Consider the following 17,138-nt stretch of genomic DNA (forward strand, 5'->3'; position numbering starts at 1 on the left):
TGGAATCCAGCGCGGGCGCTGGCAGGTTGGCTGTCTCAGAGTTCAGAGACAATTTTTTTGGAATTGAGAATAGACGCCGGACTCATGCTGAGCTCTGTCACGCCCATGGCCACGAATTGGGGTATGAGTTCCGGATTGGCGGCAGCTTCACCGCAAATACCAACCCAAATTCCAGCCTGCTGTGCGGCTTGACAGGTCAACTCAATGGCTTTGAGGACGGCTGGATGTTCGGTACGATAAAGGGATGCGATCTGCGCATTGGCCCGATCTGTCGCCATCACATACTGAGTCAGGTCATTGGTACCAATGGAAAAGAAACTCACCTCGGCGGCCAGTGCATCGGCCTGGAGTACCGCTGCTGGAGTTTCAATCATGATTCCCAGCTCAAACTGCGCGCAATCCACTCCCTCGCTGTTCAACTCAGCTTCGCACTGCGCGACCAACTCCCGCACGCGGTGGACCTCGTTCACGTCACTGATCATGGGGATCATGACCTTGATATTGCCAGCCACTGCCGCCCGCAACAGAGCGCGCAACTGGGGTTTGAAAATCTCGGGACGATCTAGGCACATGCGCACGCCACGCCATCCAAGGAAGGGGTTTTCTTCGCGCGGAAAATCGATACCGGCCACCGGTTTGTCGCCACCGATGTCCAGTGTGCGGATGATGACAGGATGCGGATGAAAGGCGATGGCCAGTTCATGGTAGACCTGCGCTTGCTCGTCTTCCTTGGGCAGGCTTCTACCTTGCATGAATAGCAGCTCGGTGCGAAACAGCCCCACACCTTTAGCGCCTGCCTTTTGCGCCAACTCGATTTCTCCTAAAGAGCCCAAGTTGGCAGCGATATCGATCTGACGCCCGTCCCGCGTTGTGGGGTGGATGTCCCTGAACGCTGACAATTCCTGTCGCACACGCTCCTGTGCTTCCATCCTCGTCCGGTATTGTTTTTGTTGCACCTCCGTCGGATTGACGATTACTTCACCGTGGTCACCGTCCACCGCCAGGCACAGGATGGACTGCAACTCCTCTTCCGAGAGTGGAACACCCAGCACGGCGGGAATGCCGTGCGTACGCGCCATGATGGCAACGTGTGAGGTGGCCGCCCCACCCATACACACCAGGCCCTTCACATTAGCAACCGGCACCTTGGAGAACTCCCAGGCGCTGAGGTCATTGGCCACCAATATGGAGCCTGCTGGAACACTGGTGAGGTCTGGCAAGGCCTGACCAAGCAAGGCCGCGGCCAACTGCCTTGTAACACCCCGTATGTCCTCCGCTCTGGCGCGCATATAGTCATCTGTCATGGCAGCAAAAGTGGCGGCCAGCACTTCGCCCACGCGCAACGTCACGGCACCGGCATCGCCTTGTGCTTCGATGCCCCGGATGATGGCTCCTACGTATTCCTCGTCCTGGGCCACCTCGATCAATGCCTGCAGAATGGCACGGTCCTGCTGAGCGGCAGGCCCTTCGACCTGACCCGAACTTTGTTTGGATAGTTTGGACTCCAGGCCAGCCAGGGCGGATCGGAACCGATTCAACTCGCTGGAAATGTCCTCTTCCGGAATCACCTGTCGCTGCGCAACCAGCTTTTGCGGCAGATAGACATGAGCCGACCCCAACGCGGTACCGCGACTGCCGGCAATACCCTTGAGACCTTCACAGACATGCACTTCGGAATTTGTCTGTGCATGCCCATCGGGTGGCGGTGCCTCATGGACAGCACCAGGAGCATGGTCAATATTCATACCGAACTGAGGGTCCCCCAGGCACAACACCAAATGGTCTGTTGCCTCCTGCGCTTCTTCACCGTCCGCTCGAATCAGAACATCTTCACCTTCCTTCACCTGTAACAGCATCAGTTTGACGGAACTCTTGGCGCTGGCGGTCTTGCCGCGGCAAACAAGCTCGACATTGCAACCAAATTTTTTCATTAATTTGGCCATCTGGGCAGCAGGTCTGGTGTGCAGGCCTTCGATAACACGCACGGTGGCGCTGGTTTCAATCATGATGCTTCTCAGTCCTCAACAACGACCATGCAACCCCTTACCAGAGCGGATTTCACAAGCTCAGGGTCAATGGTTTGCACGCACATCTCGCCAGGGCGCTCAGCGATGGCAGATGCATTGAAATTGATTACCACATGTCCAAGTTCTTTTACTTTGTGCCATGCGGTGTCACCAATCGCGGTAACCTTGGTTTGCAGGTCACCCAGTTTGATGGTTGAACCTACAAACGGCTTGTGACCCATGATTTCGTCTTGCACCTGGTGCAGCACAGACACCTCTGCCAAAGCAGGAGGTGCACCATGTGCGTACAGAATCAAAACACCCCCATCGAGCAGGTCAGGGACCTCCTCACCTATTTCAGTCACAACCGTTCTGTAGTAAATCATTTTTCTATCCGATTCAAATTAAAGTGCAAAGCTTGCAGCCCAGGCAATCAAAACAGACACCGGGCCCATGATCTGCCTGGAAATCAGCACTGCGGGTACACCCACCCTGATCGTATCTGGCTGTGCTTCGCCCAAGGCCATGCCCACCGGGACAAAGTCACATCCTACTTGGGTGTCATAGGCAAACAAGGCCGGCAGTGCCATCGCTGGGGGAATGGTTCCGTTGGCAATGGCTGGTCCAATGATGGCGGCACCAATGACCTGTGCAATCACTGCACCTGGTCCCAGAACGGGCGACAAGAACGGTAAACCGCAAATGGCAGAGAGCGCCAGCAAGCCGAATACATTGCCAGCCAGCGGCTCTAGCAAGTGGGCCAACACATTGCCCAGGCCCGTGGTGGTGATGACACCGATCAACATGGTCACAAAAGCCATGAAGGGCAGAACATTGCGGATCACTTGGTCAATGGACTTGCGTCCGCTGTTGAACAGCACGCCCACCACGCCACCCATCTTGCGGCCAATCCAGGTAATGAACCCCACCATGCCGACCTGCGACTCTTGCGCTGGTGCTGGGCGGCTTGCGGCCGCGGGTTTCACGCTTGCATTTGTGGCTTGCTGTGGCATTTCTGATCCATCCGCAAAAGAGAGGTTGCTACTGGTGACACCGGAGACATAGATGTCTTCGGTAATGAACTGTGCCAGCGGGCCTGATTGACCCACCGAGTTGGTGTTGATCGTTGGGATACGCTTGCGGGGATAAACGCCACAGCGTGCGGTACCACCACAGTCCACGATGACTGCTGCGATTTCGCTTTCCAGGGGGGGGGCGCGAAAGCCGTCTACAACGGTGGCACCTGTCATCTCAGCCAGTTTTTTGGCGATCTCGGGAATTTCACCTCCGGTGATTGCAACAATTTTGTCGCGTTGCGCCGTAGGCGTAATGACCAGCGGCCCACCCCAGCCTTGTGCACCATGGCTGACTTTGACAGATTTAAATGTTTTGTTGAAACTCATGTTGATCTCCTCGAATTTACTTTTTAGCGGTCGATCACAAAGTGACACCTTCACGCTTCGCGATGAGGCCAGTCAGCCACTCCGTCACAATGCCCTTGAGAAGGTTGACGAACAGTCCAACGATGAAATAGGCCAGAGCGAGCTTGGCTACGGAAAAGGGCGCATGGCCGGCTTCTGCCAGTTTGGCAATGGCAGTTCCCACGCCCAGCCAGACAAACAGCTCACCAGGGTTGCAGTGCGGGAACAGGCCCGTAATGGGGTGGCACAGTGAGACGGCGGAGTCGTAAAACGCTGGCTTGTGCTTCTCTTCCACAAACATGCCAAAGGTGTAAGCCATGGGGTTGGTCAGGAAGAACATTGCCAGCAATGGCAGCACGGTGTAGCGTGTAAACACATTGCCAGCGGCAAAGCGTGCCAGGCGGTGGACGCGCTGCTCACCCACGAGTTCAATAATTGCGTAAACGGCAGTCAACAACACAATCAGTGTTGGAAGAATGCCGCTGACAAAGCCAACGAAGGTTTTTCCACCTGCATTGAACAATCCGATAAATGCCTCCGCGCCTCGCGCGAGAAATTCAAATGCTTCCATTTCTATATCCTTTTAAATTTGGTCTGCTGACAAAGTCTTGTCTCCGATGTCGAAGGGGTGGTGTGAGGTACTAGGTTTTGCTTCGCACCTCCTCGATTCGCTGTATGGCGTCTTGTATGGCCTTGGAGACTTGTTCATTGGTCTGCGTGCCCTGAACGGACGATGCAAGACCCTCTAGCGACATGCCCTCAAAAGCGACGACATCTTTGAACCGAGCAAAAATAGACATTCCGGTCATGACCTGGACTTTTTTCACACGCAACTCAGGCGACACAACCACCATGGCGACCGCCCCAAAGCCAAATTTCCGGCGTGACTTCCCGACTCCCAGGTACCCTTGGGTCCAGTTTTCGCGATTGCCTGCAACGGACTGTTGGTAGTGGCGCCACTGCATCCATGCACCAGCAGTTTGCAACACCCAAAACACGAACAACAATGTCAACGCTGACTGCGTGAATCCCATGTCTGTCTCCTTCTATTTAGCTTTTGCCCGAGTGTCTTTGACGCTCGGATTTGCAGTGTCTGCAATTAAAATCAATGATACATTTGTTCTTTATTGAGTCAATATGTTCATCGTCGGGGTATACCCCTACAACCTGCAAGAACCCATAGAATTGGTGAGGAGCCATCACATGATCGAAGCGCAAATAGCCAAGCAATGGGCCGCAATGCCCGACTTCCCCAACCGAATTTCGAGCTGGACATGGTTCAAAAGTGCGGTGAGCGAATGTCTGGCGCTCACTGCGCACAGACTGCATGTCCGATGCGAGTTGCGTAACGGAGATTTGGCGGCCGCGTTCTTCTATTGGGCAGGCTATGCAGACAGCAGCCAAGACTTCTCCAAGCTGGATGCGGTGGACTACGCCCACTACGTCTGCGGCATTTTGCTCAGAAGTTTTATCCAGGCGCACCCCATCTCCGTTATCGAAAAACAGACTGCTGCCGTCGGGACTGAGATATCCATGCTGGACCAAATGAACTGGCCAGAAGATCTTGTCTTACTCTGTTTGACCTTGACGCTTCTAGAGAGCTGGAGACTTCACTTGGGCGCAGCTCCCTTGGTGATTAATTTGGACTTAATCAAGAGTCACTGGGACAGCTTCCACGAAAACGCCAGGGAAGACAGCTTCTCACCAGTGTCGTTTCTGGATTTGTTTCTAGGCTTGCCACCAGTATGGGAATACCCCATGACGGCGGGCAACCGTCCTGCCATGCGTTCGGCCTATGCCAGGCATCATCCATCGCATTCTTAGCAGGCACAAAAAAGGCCGCATTCCCCAGATCTACTGGGAAATGCGGCCAAGCTAGTACGGCCCACCGGTTAACGCATTTGCTCCATCAGCAGGGCTGCAACGTCGTCTGTTGCCTCAACGTAAGACAGGTGCCCAACGTTCTTGAGAACGTGCAGCGCCACCCGTCCTGGCAGGCCCTGGGCGTGCTTTAGGGGGATGATTCTGTCGTCATTGCCCCAGATGACCTTGGTAGGCACAGCAAGTCCCTCCAGCGCAGTGCGTTTGGACGTTGCCTGGGTGCCATCTGGCATCAACACCTTGGCCATGGCCCGCAAACCTTCGCGCTTTTGAACCGACTCCAGTTGCTTATAGGCTGTGGCCACAAACGAGCTGCTCAGCAGCCGCTCGTCATGAAAGAGTTCGGCCAGCCAAGGCTTCAGACTGGCTTCACTGTTGGCGCGGCACAGTCCGTCTATAAAACCACCATTGATGTCCGCTCCCAAGCCGGCAGGTGCCAACAAGGTCAAAGACCTTAGGCGGGAAGACACCATTTCGGCCATGGCAAGTGCAGTTGCGCCGCCCATGGAGTGCCCCAGAAGGTGAAATTCCTTGACGCCTTCCCGGTTCAAGCGGGAGACCACCGCAGTGGCCACATCGTCCAAAGAGCCGATGGTGCTAGAGCCGGATTTGCCGTGGTTGGGTAAGTCGATGCCGATGATGGCTACGCCCTTGATCTGCGCAGCCAGGTTACGCCAGCCACCCTGGTCTGCGCCAAATCCATGCAAGAGCACCAAGGGAATGCCTTCGGCTCGTACGATCCAGTTCAGATGGAGATCACTGCCTGCATCCCCACCAATTGGAGTTTGCTCCACCGCATGCATGACATCGGCACCTTGCACGCGGCCATTCGGGCCACTGCCAGGCAGGCTCAGCAAATCAATGCCGTTGGCACGCGCCAGACTGCGCGCCAACGGTGTCGCGCGCAGGGCCGATGGGTCGGCCCCACTCATGGCCGCAGGCTCGTCAGTGGTCGCAGCAGGAGTAGCATCAAAAGCCGTGACTTTCTCAGGCTCTGTTTGTGGTGTAGTTTGCGCTGTGGCATCGGGCGTTTGCGTAGGCAGTAACTCACCCGCTGCAAGAATCCAGCCCAGATTAGTACCGACCAGAACCAACTCTCCGACGGCACCTTGGATACCATCAATAGTTCCTGCAACCGGCGCATCCACTTCCATGGTGGCTTTGTCGGTTTCAATTTCAAAAATGACTTGGCCTTTGGTAACTGCGTCTCCATTTTTAACATACCAGAAGGCAATCTTTCCTTCGGTCATATCCATGTCGACGCGAGGCATGATGACCTCAGTAGCCATGCTCAGATCCTCCCTTTCACGCTGCGGCGGATCGCCTCAACGATATTGGGTACCTGAGGTACAGCGGCCTTTTCCAGTTCGGGGTTGTAGGGCAGCGGGCAGTCTGCACCACCCAGGCGGATGATGGGTGCATCCAGTCGGTCGAAGGCTGCGCTCTCCACAATGGCTGCGGCTACTTCTGTGCCAATGCCAAATTGCTTGGTGCCCTCGTACACACAGATCAGACGGGTGGTCATGCACACACTGTCGATCAAGGTGGAGTAGTCCATGGGACGCAGTGAACGCAAATCGATGACCTCTACCGAAATGCCTTCCTTCTCCACTATGGCTGCGGCTTCCAAGGCCTTGTGCACCATGATCGCGGAGGCCACGATGGTCACGTCGCTGCCCTGGCGGCGGATCTTGGCCTGATTCAGTGGCTCGGTGTAATACCCCTCGGGCACATGGCCCTTCATTTTGTAGAGCAGCTTGTGCTCGAAGAACATGACGGGGTCCGGATCTTCAATCGCAGCCAGCAACATACCTTTGGCATCTGCAGGAGTGGAAGGCTGAACCACCTTCAAACCCGGGACGTGTGCAAACCACGACTCTAGGCTTTGGCTGTGTTGCGCGGCAGCCCCCGTACCCGAGCCACAAGGGAAACGCATGACCAGGGGGACTGAGGTCTTGCCACCCAACATGAAGCGAATCTTGGCGGCCTGGTTGACGATCTGCTCCATGGCCAGTGCCGCGAAGTCCGAGAACTGGAATTCATAGACGGGGCGACGGTTCAGCAAGGCGGCGCCAACGGCCACACCCGCACCGGCCAATTCAGAAATCGGTGTATCCATGACCCGGTCTTCTCCGAAACGGTGAATCAGGTCACCCGTGACCTGAAAAGCACCACCGTAGACACCGATGTCTTCACCCATCAAAAACACCCGCTCATCGCGCTCCATGGCCAAACCCAGGGCTTCCTGGATGGCTTGCGAGTAACTGAGTTCACGCATCTCATTGGACATTGCTGGTCTCCGAATTCTGGTTGGTATAGACAAAAGCGGTCAGGTCTTCGACTTTCGGGTCCGGACTGTCTTTCGCAAAGTTAATACCCGCCTCAATTTCGTCTTCGACGCTCTTCACCATGGCGGCCACTTCCTCGTCTTCAATTAGGCCATTCGCCAGCAAGTTCGCTTGCAAAAGCTGAATCGGGTCACGCGCAATCCAACTGTCGATCTCCTCCTTTGTGCGATAGCGATTGCGGTCGCTCTTGGAGTGACCTCGATGGCGGTAAGTCATGCACTCCAACAGAGTGGGCCCATCGCCCCGGCGTGCTCGCGCAATGGCTTCACCGGCCGCACTGGCCACTTCTGAGAAGTCATTGCCATTCACGGTAACGCCAGGGAAATCGTAAGCCTGTGCGCGTTGGGACACGTTCTTTACTGCGGTTGAACGCTCAGTCGATGTGGACATACCGTACTTGTTGTTTTCGCATACAAACACGACTGGCAACTTCCAAATGGCAGCCATATTCAGGCTCTCATGGAAAGCACCTTCATTGTTGGCGCCATCGCCAAAGAAGCAGACGACCACATTGGGTTTCTTGGTCTGCTTGAGTGCCAGTGCAGCACCGACCGCAATCGGCAGGCCACCACCCACAATGCCATTGGCACCCAAGTTTCCGCTGGCCACATCGGCGATGTGCATTGAGCCCCCACGTCCACGGCAGTAACCGTTGTCCTTACCGAAAAACTCGGCAAACATGAACTTGGGATCGGCGCCCTTGGCAATACAGTGCCCGTGACCCCGGTGGGTCGAGGTAATGTAATCACCCGACTCCAGCATGATGCCAACGCCCACTGCGCTGGCTTCCTGACCAATGGAAAGGTGCATGGTGCCATGCACCAGCCCTCGCATATAGGCTTGCTCAGCCCCCTCTTCGAACAGTCGAATCAGGTGCATCTGGCGCAAGGCCTTGTGCAGCTTTTCGCGGCCCAGCTTTTCATAAATTGCAGGCTGCGCCTGGTTGATGCGGTCGTTCATGGTGATGTCCTATTACTTGCCGTAAACGAGCGCATCCTGGCGCTTGCGGAATTCGACGATTTTGGAAGTGGTGTCCACTGCAGTGTTGGCGTAAGTCAGCAGTTCGCCCTTCTTGATGGCCTGTGTGACCGTGCCTTTTTCAAGCAGGCCACACGGCACGGCTTTCTGTTCATAGGCTTCAGTTGCAGCCATGGCCCAGGCGCGGTAGGTGTATTCACCAATCGCATCCAGGCGGTCACCGGGCTTGAGGTCCCGCTTGGCCACCGCCGTCACTTCAGCGGTGGGCACGGGAATCGGCGCCATATCAGCGCGTCCGTAGAGCACGGCACGAGCGCAGGTCAAGGGTACCTCTAGGCTGCACAGGTGGTAGGGGCGGTAGAAGGTGTAGTAAGGACCTTTGCCCAGCTTCAGGTAATCCATGCGTTCGCGCAAGCGGGGATGGGCCATCTCGGCCACTACAAACACGCCTGGGGCCACACCCTTGCCAATGGTGTAGTCCACCACGCCTTTACGGGTCAGAATGCCGCCATCGGCAATCGGGCACAGAACCTTGTGCAACTCATCCAAAGACGCTGCAGGTCCGTGCATTCCGGGTACGTCGGGAATCAGACTGGTTGCATTCGCTATGGCAGACATTTCCACCGCCGTCTTGGAACCATCCACAAATTCCACCAACATGCGAGGGTTCAATGCCTTGCTCAGCGCCTCGGCCGCGTAGTCGTCGGGAGTTGCATCAATGTTCAAGGGGTTATTCTTACCCTTGCCTGCGGCAATAACGGGGTAGCCCAAGGCCGTCACAAACTGGATGAGTTCAATGGTAGAACTGGGTTCATCTCCCGCACCCAAGGAATACACCACGCCGAGTTTGTCGGCTTCGTGCTTCAGATAGGAGCCAATGGTGACATCCGCCTCCACATTCATCATCACCAGATGCTTGCCGTGCTGCATAGCCGTCAGACCGATTTCTGCGCCGACTGCTGGCTTGCCCGTTGCATCCACCACCACGTCGATCAAGCCGCTTTTGCAGACAAATTCCGAGTTCTGGGTGATGGCCATTTTTCCAGCTTCCACACACTGGTCAAAGCTGTTTTGCGTGTCCACCAGACGGTGCGCATCACCAGGATGACCTGCGGCGCCTAGGGCAGCAACTGCTGCATTCACATTGATGTCGGCAATCGCGGCGACCACGATACCCTGCATTTGCAGCACTTGGGTAACGATGTCGGTTCCCATCATTCCCGAGCCAATCAGCCCGATACGAATAGGTTTGCCGGTCAACGATCGCGCTTGTAGATCTGCGGCCAGACCGCTGAGATGGAATTTCGACATGTTGTCTCCTGAGTGGTTTTGAACGGAAGTGAAATATGCGAAGTGCACATTTGTATTCTATTGTTGCACAATGTTCATATGCCGCGCAAGTAACCCCGCTGAAGAAAGTGGTTTGAAAACGGGCGAGCGTGGGACACCAGTCCCTGTTTCATCCAGGGAATAGAAAGCTTTGAGATACAAACGGGAACACCGCAAACGATGTACGCCCCCCAAGCGGGGGGCTAAACGCTTAGCGATTTAAGGGAGGTATGCACGTGAACGAGTGCACGATCGCGACCTGCGGGCGCAGTAGGCGTGTAGGCCGAACTCCGCTAGGGTGTCAGGACGACTTCTTGTCTAGCTCCAGAATCCGTCTGGCCGCAAACTCGTCGGTGACCAGAACGGTCGGGCGAACGAGGCGGATGGCGCCCAATAAAGCCTCAGCTTTGCGCATTCCACCTGACGCAATGATGCGCTTGGGCGTATCCGCAATGGTTTTTAGGGGCACAGCCATCACACAACCGGTGATGGAGCTTTTAACGGGTTTGCCCTTAGCGTCGAAATAGTTGAACAAGGTCTCGCCTACGGCGCCCTGTTGCACCATGGCACTGCGCACCGATTCAGGAACAAAACCATGTCGGTAGGGTGTACCTTCCACATCCAGGTCACCCACACTCAACAATACAGCATCTAGCGATTCCGCGCGCTCAAACACTTCGCCCAGTCCACAGTAGTCAATCAAGGCCTTTCGAGTGGCCGGTGAATCCACAATGGCAGGTGCGGTCATCAAGTAGCACTCGGCTTGGAACAGGTTGGAGAAGCGCCAAGCGAATTCCGAAGGGTTGAATTGCTTGACTTTGGTGATCCCCCCCAGCAGTGACACCACCGACATATCGGGCAGTGCCACTTCGTTGATGTAGCCAAGCGACTCCAGCAAGGTACGTCCCCAACCCACTCCAATGCGCAAGCCAGGCGCAACAATTTCGTTCAGGAACATGCCCGTCGCTGTGCTGATGGGGCCTGTCGCATCCGCTTCGGGATTGGACATGGGGACCACGATCACCTCTTCAATCTGGAAGCGCTTTTCCAACTCACGTGCGACTTCTATGCACTCCTGCAAACCGCCCTGGATGCTAAATTTCACCTCATTGCGTTCACGCGCGTCCGTCAACAGGCGTACCACAGTAACCCGGCCAACGCCCAGTTGCAGGGCGATGTCATTCTGGGTCATTTCTTCGATGTAGTACATCCAGGCCGCCCGCAAGCGCATCCTTCGTGTACGGTTATTGACCAAACCACGCTCGCCCGGTAACTCCTTGACGAATTTGTCTTCTGTTTCGATCTTTGCGACAGGTTTTTGTTTTTTGGTTGCCACGAATTGCCTCTTTATGCGTCAACATCAACGATAACGCACAAATGTACATCTGTGCAATCCAATGGCAACTTGTTAGACTAGTCTGCGTATGACCCGCCCGCCTTCAACCAACGCGCCAACTGTCCACCCCGTCCGTGATGTCCCCTTGGTCATCAAAGACGGTTTGCGTGAGCTTCGCTTCAGTACCAAACAAAGCGCCAAAAGATGGATAGAAGGCATGGAGGAGGCTCTATCGCATATCCCCAAATTGGGGCCTCCCTTGGGTGCGGCAACCAAGACGGCATCCCAACTACTGCAATTGGCAGACCGCGCGGCCGTAGACCTGCTTTCCACAGAAAACCCCTTTAGAAGGGCGGACTTTCGCCTTCCACCGCCAGACTTTTATGTAGATGCGGTCGATGACACCGCTGCTTCCAAAATTTTCATCAAGAACTACTATTGGGCGTTAAAGCATTTGCTAAAGCTCAAGGGAAAGACCGATTTCCTGGTGCTTGAAGAGTCCATATTTCAGGCTTTTCGGTACTTCCTGGCCATGCAGGCCCAGGACCCCAAATTGCTGGAGTCGCGGCAAACGTATCAAGTGAAAGTGAGCGAGTCCAGCCTGCTTAGCGCACGCATCATTTATGCGTTGTACGGTAGCAAACCCTTGTCACACCATGACAGTGCAAGCCAAGAACCGGAAGAGCTTGCGGAGTCAACCGCAACTTTGACGCTACACGCATGCGTAAGTGTGGTTCTTGCAAGTGAAATTACTTCGTTCTTTCCAAACGTGTCTGCACAGGTTGAAACCTTGGATGCACTAAAACTGGCCGACGAAGTATGTGGCGCCAGGTTGGACCGATGGGAAGCTGCGATTTTGCACCCCCATCCGATTCATCAATTGGCGCTCGAATTGGACTTCTCCATACGCCATCTGTAGCGCCCACGATGCGTCCTGTTCACAAACCGCTGCTATGTCCGCTTTGGCGGGCGGCAGACAACCATCCTTCGATGGTGAGCAGCCGCTTTGGGCACCCTGGCGCTACTCGCCAAGGTCAGCAATCTGACAATCTGATTTGAACGGCAGCTTTGGGTTAGGTCGATTTGGTGCCTCTAATTCAGGAGTCGACCAAATGCGGGTATTTGCCGCTGATCGCTTCAAGGTTTTGAACACACTATCGAAGAGTGCGCCAGGGAGCCCGTCACATTAACAAATGAGCTCACGTGAGGAGTGGTCCTTGCGCGGGCGGGCAATGAACCACAGGACCAATACCAATGCGCTGGCAAGCATGACCGCGCTCGCGGTGAAGGTACGTGCGATGTGCTGCGCCAAGGCTGCTGCAGAACCCGGCTCGGCAGACCCACCCCACGCAAACACCACGACCAGAATGCTCAGCCCCAAGGATCCGCCCAACTGGTGAGCCACATTTACAACCCCTGAAGCAGCACCCGCATCTTCGCTGGCAACACCCTGAACAGCGGACACGGTCAGCGGCGCCAACACAAATCCCTGGCCGATACCAATCAAGAGCATGGGCATGGCGATCCCTGCGATGTAGGTGGATGTGCTGTGCAGACCTGCCATCCAGACCAGGCCCACAATGCAAAGGCTCAAGCCGAACGCCAATAGCCTTGCGTTGCCAAACCTGCGCGTCAAGCGTGGTACCCACATGGCCGCGACAAAGTTGGGGACCGTCGTCGGCAGGAACGCAAGGCCCGCGTGCAAAGGTTTGTACAGCAACACCACCTGCAGGAATTGCGTGGTGAAAAACCAGAAGCCCACCATACCCCCCAGGAACAGCATGCGAGCTGCATAGGCCGCATTGCGCTCGCGGTTATTGAACAAATGCAGCGGAAGAATGGGCTGCAGCGCGCGCGACTCATGGACCACGAAGTAAACAAGCAGTGCCAGACCAGCGGCAACGGAAACGCCGGTTAACGGATCGGCCCAACCGAATTCCGCCGAACGCACAATCCCAAACACCAATGCACCCATGCCGAATGTAGAGCTCGAAGCCGCTGCCACATCCAGCTGTCCCGGCTTCAATGCCGTCTCCACCAAGTAGCGTTTGGCTCCCAGGATCAGCGCGATGCCTATGGGCAGGTTAATGAAAAATCCAACGCGCCAGGAAATCAATTCGGTGACCAGCCCGCCCAGCACCAAGCCCAGGCTCGCCCCCACACCGGCGGCGGCAGCGTAAAGCGACAGCGCACGCGTGCGCGCGGGTCCTTCGGCAAAGTGGATAGAGAGCAAGGCCAGGGTGGATGGCGCAAGGATCGCTGCCCCCACGCCCTGAATGGCACGCCCCAGCAACAGCCAGGCCGGCGTGGGCGCCAGTCCGATACCCATGGATGCGGCGGTAAAAAGCGCCAGACCGGCAATGAACATGCGCCGGCGCCCCAGGATGTCACCAGCACGTGCACCCAGCAGGAGAAAGCCGCCAAAGGTCAGTGTGTAGGCGTTCTGCACCCAGGACAGAGCCGCATGGGAAAAGTCCAACTCGACCTGGATCTTAGGCAAGCCGGTCAGCACAATGGAGATGTCCACTACCAGCATCAGATAGCTGGTCACGATGAGGGCCAGAATGGCTGTGTAGTCTTTGCCTTGGTCCGGTGTACCTCCATTTGCAGGGTGCGCTCGGGCCTTGCGTACTGTGCGGTTCACGGGGATTGCCTGCCTTGCCTTCAGCGCCTGGGAGGAGCTTCGACGCCCGACAGTTGCAGCACGGCTGGGGGTAGCCGCTCACCACGGATGGTGATGGATGCCACTTCGGCATTGAGCTGCTTGAGTTCATCTGGCGTGAAGCGGATCGCGGCAGCACCCAGGTTTTCTTCCATGTGGGCGATCTTGGTGGTGCCCGGAATGGGCACGATCCAGGGCTTTTGCGCCAGCAGCCAGGCCAGCGCCAGTTGGGCCGGCGTGGCACTCTTGCGCTCAGCCCAGTTTTTGACCACATTGACCAGGGCCATGTTGGCCGGCAGGGCCTCTGGCGCAAAACGCGGCACCATGGAGCGGAAGTCCATGTCGGGGCTGGTCTCGAAGCGGCTGTCTGCCTTCACCGAACCCGTGAGAAAGCCCATGCCCAGCGGACTCCAGCAGACAAAGCCGATGCCCAACTCTTCACAGACCGGCAGCACCTGGGCCTCCGGCCCGCGCCACAGCATGGAGTATTCGTTCTGGATCACGGCCAGTGGCAGTTCGGCGTGGGCGCGGCGAATCGTCTGCACTCCCGGTTCGGACAAGCCGTAGTGCAAGACCTTGCCCTCTGCAACCAGGTCTTTGACGGCACCTGCCACGTCTTCAATCGGCACCTGCGGATCGACCCGGTGCTGGATCAGCACATCGATGCGGTCGGTGCGCAGACGACGCAATTGGGCCTCGACGACCTGCTTGACGTGCGCGGGCCGGCTGTTCTGGACGCCCAGGCGTTTGCCTGTCTTCAGGTCGATATCAAAGCCGAACTTGGTTTCCAGCACCACTTTGTCGCGCAGGCCTTGCAGCGCCTCGCCCACGATCTCTTCGGAGAGAAAGGGACCATAGGCTTCGGCCGTGTCGATCAGCGTGACACCGCGCTCCACCGCTCTGCGAATCAGCGCGACGGCGGCCGGGCGGTCAAAGCCGCTGTGGTAGGCGTCGAGCACCGCTCCCGGTACCGAACCGGGATGCCATTGGCAACCCAGGCCAACCGGGAAGACCTCAAACGGTCCCAGTTTGCGCCGCTGGCCTGTCGTGCGTTCACGCGGAGCACCCGCAACAGGGGCGGCGGCCTGGCTGGCGCAGGCGGACAGCAGCCAGGGTGTTATTCCCAAACTGGCGGCGGTGGCCAGCAGATGGCGGCGTTGCAGGCCTTGGGGTTCATGCGATGTGCGGGTATCTTGCTTGGACATGGTGATCACTCCGGGTTGGAAACAGGCTGTGCGGCCAATCAGGTGGGGATGCGGCGTTCACTCATCCACTTCACCATGGCAGGATCGCGGTGCGAGAAGAAGCTGCTGGTGTTGGTGTCCAGTGTGGCGATGCGCTCCATCTCGGTGGCGTCGAGTTGGAAATCAAACACGGCCAGGTTTTCCGCCATGCGCTCCTTGCGCACCGTCTTGGCGAGTGCTGCAACACCGCGCTGAATCAGCCAGCGCAGCACCACCTGGCCCACCGACTTGCCATGGCGCGCGCCGATGGACACCAGCACCTCGTTCTGGAACAGGTTGTTGCGACCTTCGGCAAACGGCGCCCAGGCCTGAGCCTGCACACCCAGTTCCTGCATGAAGGGCACGCTCTCCAATTGCTGCTGGAACGGGTTCACTTCCACCTGGTTAACGGCCGGAGTGATCTCGTTAAACACCTTGATGTCCATCAGCCGGTCCGGGTGAAAGTTGCTCACGCCAATGGCGCGCCAGGCGCCGTGCACATCGCCATAGGGCTGGTGGATCAGGTACAGGTCGAGGTAGTCGAGCTGCAGGCGCTTGAGCGACTTGTCGATGGCCTGTTGCGTGCGCTCAAAGCCGACGTCCTGCACCCACAGCTTGGTGGTGACAAACAGTTCTTCGCGCGCCACGCCAGCATTGCGCAGGCCTTTACCCACGGCCTCTTCATTCATGTAGGAGGCGGCGGTATCGATCAGACGATAGCCAGTCTGGATGGCATCGATAACGCTGCGCTCGCACTCCTGTGCGTCCGGAATCTGGAAGACCCCAAAGCCGAGGATGGGCATCTTGCTGCCGGTATTTAAAGTGACATGTTCCATGGAAAGCTCCTAAGCGGTTCGTATGGGCCAGACTGTAAGCAGTCCACTGCCATCTGAATAGCTGCAAAAGCATTGTTGGATTAGCATCCAAAAAGGGATAATTACCGACAGGAGAACACCATCCATGGCCATCAATGAATTGCGCTCCGTCTCCACCTTTATCAAGGCGGCCGAGCTGGGCAGCCTGCGTCGGGCCGCGCAGGAACTGGGCATCAGCCCCCAAGCCGCCAGCAAGGCACTGGCGCAGCTGGAAAAGCATCTGGCCGTGCGGCTGTTCCATCGCACTACCCGCGTCATGTCCCTGACCGATGCAGGTCAACGCCTGCTGGAAGAGGTGCAGCCGGCCCTGCTCGGGGTGCAGCGCGCGCTAGCAAAGGCCAGAACCACCAGCGATGAGTTTGCAGGACCGTTGCGCATTGCCGGGCCGCGTACGACGTTTCAACCGATTCTCTGGTCTCTAATCGAGGAATTCTGCGAGCGCTATCCCGGCATCCAACCCGATGTGCTGCTGGAGGACCGTGTAGGAAACTGGGTGGAAGACCGTGTCGATGTGGGCTTTCGCTTGGGGCCTTCGGCGGACGAGGGTGTTATTGCGCGGCGCCTGTTTCCTCTGCAACTGATGATCTGCGGCGCTCCGGCGTATTTCGCGCGCCATGGCGTGCCGGAATCGCTGGCGGCCCTGTCCGACCACCGCTGTAGCGTGTTTCGCCATCCGGCCACCGGCAAACTCGCGCCCTGGCATGTGATGCTGGACGGACATCTGGTGGAGCAACCGGTGGTGCCGGCCATCATCAGCAACGACGAGGTGCTGGAGTTGCATGCGGTGGTGGCAGGCAAGGTACTGGGGCAACTGGCCGGGGCGAGCGCTGCTCCCTATATCCGAAGCGGCCAGCTCGTGCCCATTCTGTTGAACCACATGCCTGACTTTGCCAGCTACTTCGTGTACTTCGGCAGCAGGAAATCGCAGCCAGCTCGCGCCCGTGCCTTCGTTGACCTGGCTGTCGAACGCCTTACTGGCACGTCAAAGTACACGCTGAGCAGCAAGGAGCTTGCTCGCGCAAGAAACCAACTTCCAAGCCTTATTCGCAAGCTTAATAGTTAGGTCAATAACTGACGAA

General features: G+C 56.9%; 16 protein-coding genes. 3 read left to right on the forward strand and 13 right to left on the reverse strand.

Features of this window, described 5'->3' with window-relative positions; all coding sequences use genetic code 11:
- Window positions 1-35: 35 nt before the first annotated feature.
- The 5 genes from ptsP to AC1RMF_RS16680 form a co-directional block, all read right to left on the reverse strand.
- A complete protein-coding gene (gene ptsP, locus AC1RMF_RS16660; RefSeq protein WP_493142873.1) occupies window positions 36-2,006 on the reverse strand; it encodes a phosphoenolpyruvate--protein phosphotransferase in 1,971 nt (656 codons plus the stop codon).
- An 8-nt stretch (window positions 2,007-2,014) separates the two neighbouring features.
- Complete coding sequence (locus AC1RMF_RS16665; protein WP_493142875.1) at window positions 2,015-2,392, reverse strand: PTS glucitol/sorbitol transporter subunit IIA; 378 nt, start codon at window positions 2,390-2,392, stop codon at window positions 2,015-2,017.
- A gap of 18 nt (window positions 2,393-2,410) precedes the next feature.
- Window positions 2,411-3,409, reverse strand: a complete 999-nt coding sequence (gene srlE / locus AC1RMF_RS16670) for a PTS glucitol/sorbitol transporter subunit IIB (protein ID WP_493142877.1) — start codon at window positions 3,407-3,409, stop codon at window positions 2,411-2,413.
- Window positions 3,410-3,443: 34 nt separating this feature from the next.
- Entirely contained in the window at window positions 3,444-3,998 is a 555-nt protein-coding gene (gene srlA, locus AC1RMF_RS16675; protein WP_493142879.1) for a PTS glucitol/sorbitol transporter subunit IIC, read from the reverse strand.
- Between the two features lie 70 nt (window positions 3,999-4,068).
- Window positions 4,069-4,461, reverse strand: coding sequence for a transcriptional regulator GutM (locus tag AC1RMF_RS16680; RefSeq protein WP_493142881.1), 393 nt, complete (start codon window positions 4,459-4,461; stop codon window positions 4,069-4,071).
- Window positions 4,462-4,630: 169 nt separating this feature from the next.
- On the opposite strand from AC1RMF_RS16680, the gene AC1RMF_RS16685 reads away from it, so the two are divergent.
- Entirely contained in the window at window positions 4,631-5,251 is a 621-nt protein-coding gene (locus AC1RMF_RS16685) for a hypothetical protein (RefSeq protein WP_493142884.1), read from the forward strand.
- Window positions 5,252-5,319: 68 nt separating this feature from the next.
- On the opposite strand, the gene AC1RMF_RS16690 is transcribed toward AC1RMF_RS16685, so the two are convergent.
- From AC1RMF_RS16690 to AC1RMF_RS16710, 5 genes are all read right to left on the reverse strand, one after another.
- A complete protein-coding gene (locus tag AC1RMF_RS16690; RefSeq protein ID WP_493142886.1) occupies window positions 5,320-6,597 on the reverse strand; it encodes an acetoin dehydrogenase dihydrolipoyllysine-residue acetyltransferase subunit in 1,278 nt (425 codons plus the stop codon).
- A 2-nt stretch (window positions 6,598-6,599) separates the two neighbouring features.
- A complete protein-coding gene (locus AC1RMF_RS16695; RefSeq protein ID WP_493142888.1) occupies window positions 6,600-7,598 on the reverse strand; it encodes an alpha-ketoacid dehydrogenase subunit beta in 999 nt (332 codons plus the stop codon).
- A complete protein-coding gene (locus AC1RMF_RS16700) occupies window positions 7,588-8,616 on the reverse strand; it encodes a thiamine pyrophosphate-dependent dehydrogenase E1 component subunit alpha (protein ID WP_493142891.1) in 1,029 nt (342 codons plus the stop codon). Before AC1RMF_RS16700 ends, AC1RMF_RS16695 begins: the two co-directional genes overlap by 11 nt.
- A gap of 12 nt (window positions 8,617-8,628) precedes the next feature.
- A complete protein-coding gene (locus AC1RMF_RS16705; protein ID WP_493142894.1) occupies window positions 8,629-9,945 on the reverse strand; it encodes an NAD(P)H-dependent oxidoreductase in 1,317 nt (438 codons plus the stop codon).
- A gap of 319 nt (window positions 9,946-10,264) precedes the next feature.
- The gene (locus tag AC1RMF_RS16710; RefSeq protein WP_493142897.1) at window positions 10,265-11,299 is read right to left on the reverse strand and encodes a sugar-binding transcriptional regulator; all 1,035 of its coding nucleotides are present in this window, start codon (window positions 11,297-11,299) and stop codon (window positions 10,265-10,267) included.
- A gap of 145 nt (window positions 11,300-11,444) precedes the next feature.
- Between AC1RMF_RS16710 and AC1RMF_RS16715 the strand changes: the two genes are divergently transcribed.
- A complete protein-coding gene (locus tag AC1RMF_RS16715) occupies window positions 11,445-12,218 on the forward strand; it encodes a hypothetical protein (protein ID WP_493142899.1) in 774 nt (257 codons plus the stop codon).
- A 267-nt stretch (window positions 12,219-12,485) separates the two neighbouring features.
- Here the strand turns inward: AC1RMF_RS16715 and AC1RMF_RS16720 are convergent, their stop codons facing one another.
- The 3 genes from AC1RMF_RS16720 to AC1RMF_RS16730 are packed head-to-tail and all read right to left on the reverse strand — an operon-like array spanning window position 12,486 to window position 16,020.
- Complete coding sequence (locus AC1RMF_RS16720) at window positions 12,486-13,943, reverse strand: MFS transporter (protein WP_493142901.1); 1,458 nt, start codon at window positions 13,941-13,943, stop codon at window positions 12,486-12,488.
- 20 nt (window positions 13,944-13,963) lie between these two features.
- A complete protein-coding gene (locus AC1RMF_RS16725) occupies window positions 13,964-15,166 on the reverse strand; it encodes an aldo/keto reductase (protein ID WP_493142904.1) in 1,203 nt (400 codons plus the stop codon).
- Window positions 15,167-15,204: 38 nt separating this feature from the next.
- The gene (locus AC1RMF_RS16730; RefSeq protein ID WP_493142906.1) at window positions 15,205-16,020 is read right to left on the reverse strand and encodes an aldo/keto reductase; all 816 of its coding nucleotides are present in this window, start codon (window positions 16,018-16,020) and stop codon (window positions 15,205-15,207) included.
- A gap of 124 nt (window positions 16,021-16,144) precedes the next feature.
- Here AC1RMF_RS16730 and AC1RMF_RS16735 point away from each other — a divergent pair, with 124 nt between their 5' ends.
- Complete coding sequence (locus tag AC1RMF_RS16735; protein WP_493142907.1) at window positions 16,145-17,122, forward strand: LysR family transcriptional regulator; 978 nt, start codon at window positions 16,145-16,147, stop codon at window positions 17,120-17,122.
- The last annotated feature ends 16 nt before the right edge of the window (window positions 17,123-17,138 follow it).

The organism is Rhodoferax sp. GW822-FHT04A08 (assembly GCF_058801025.1).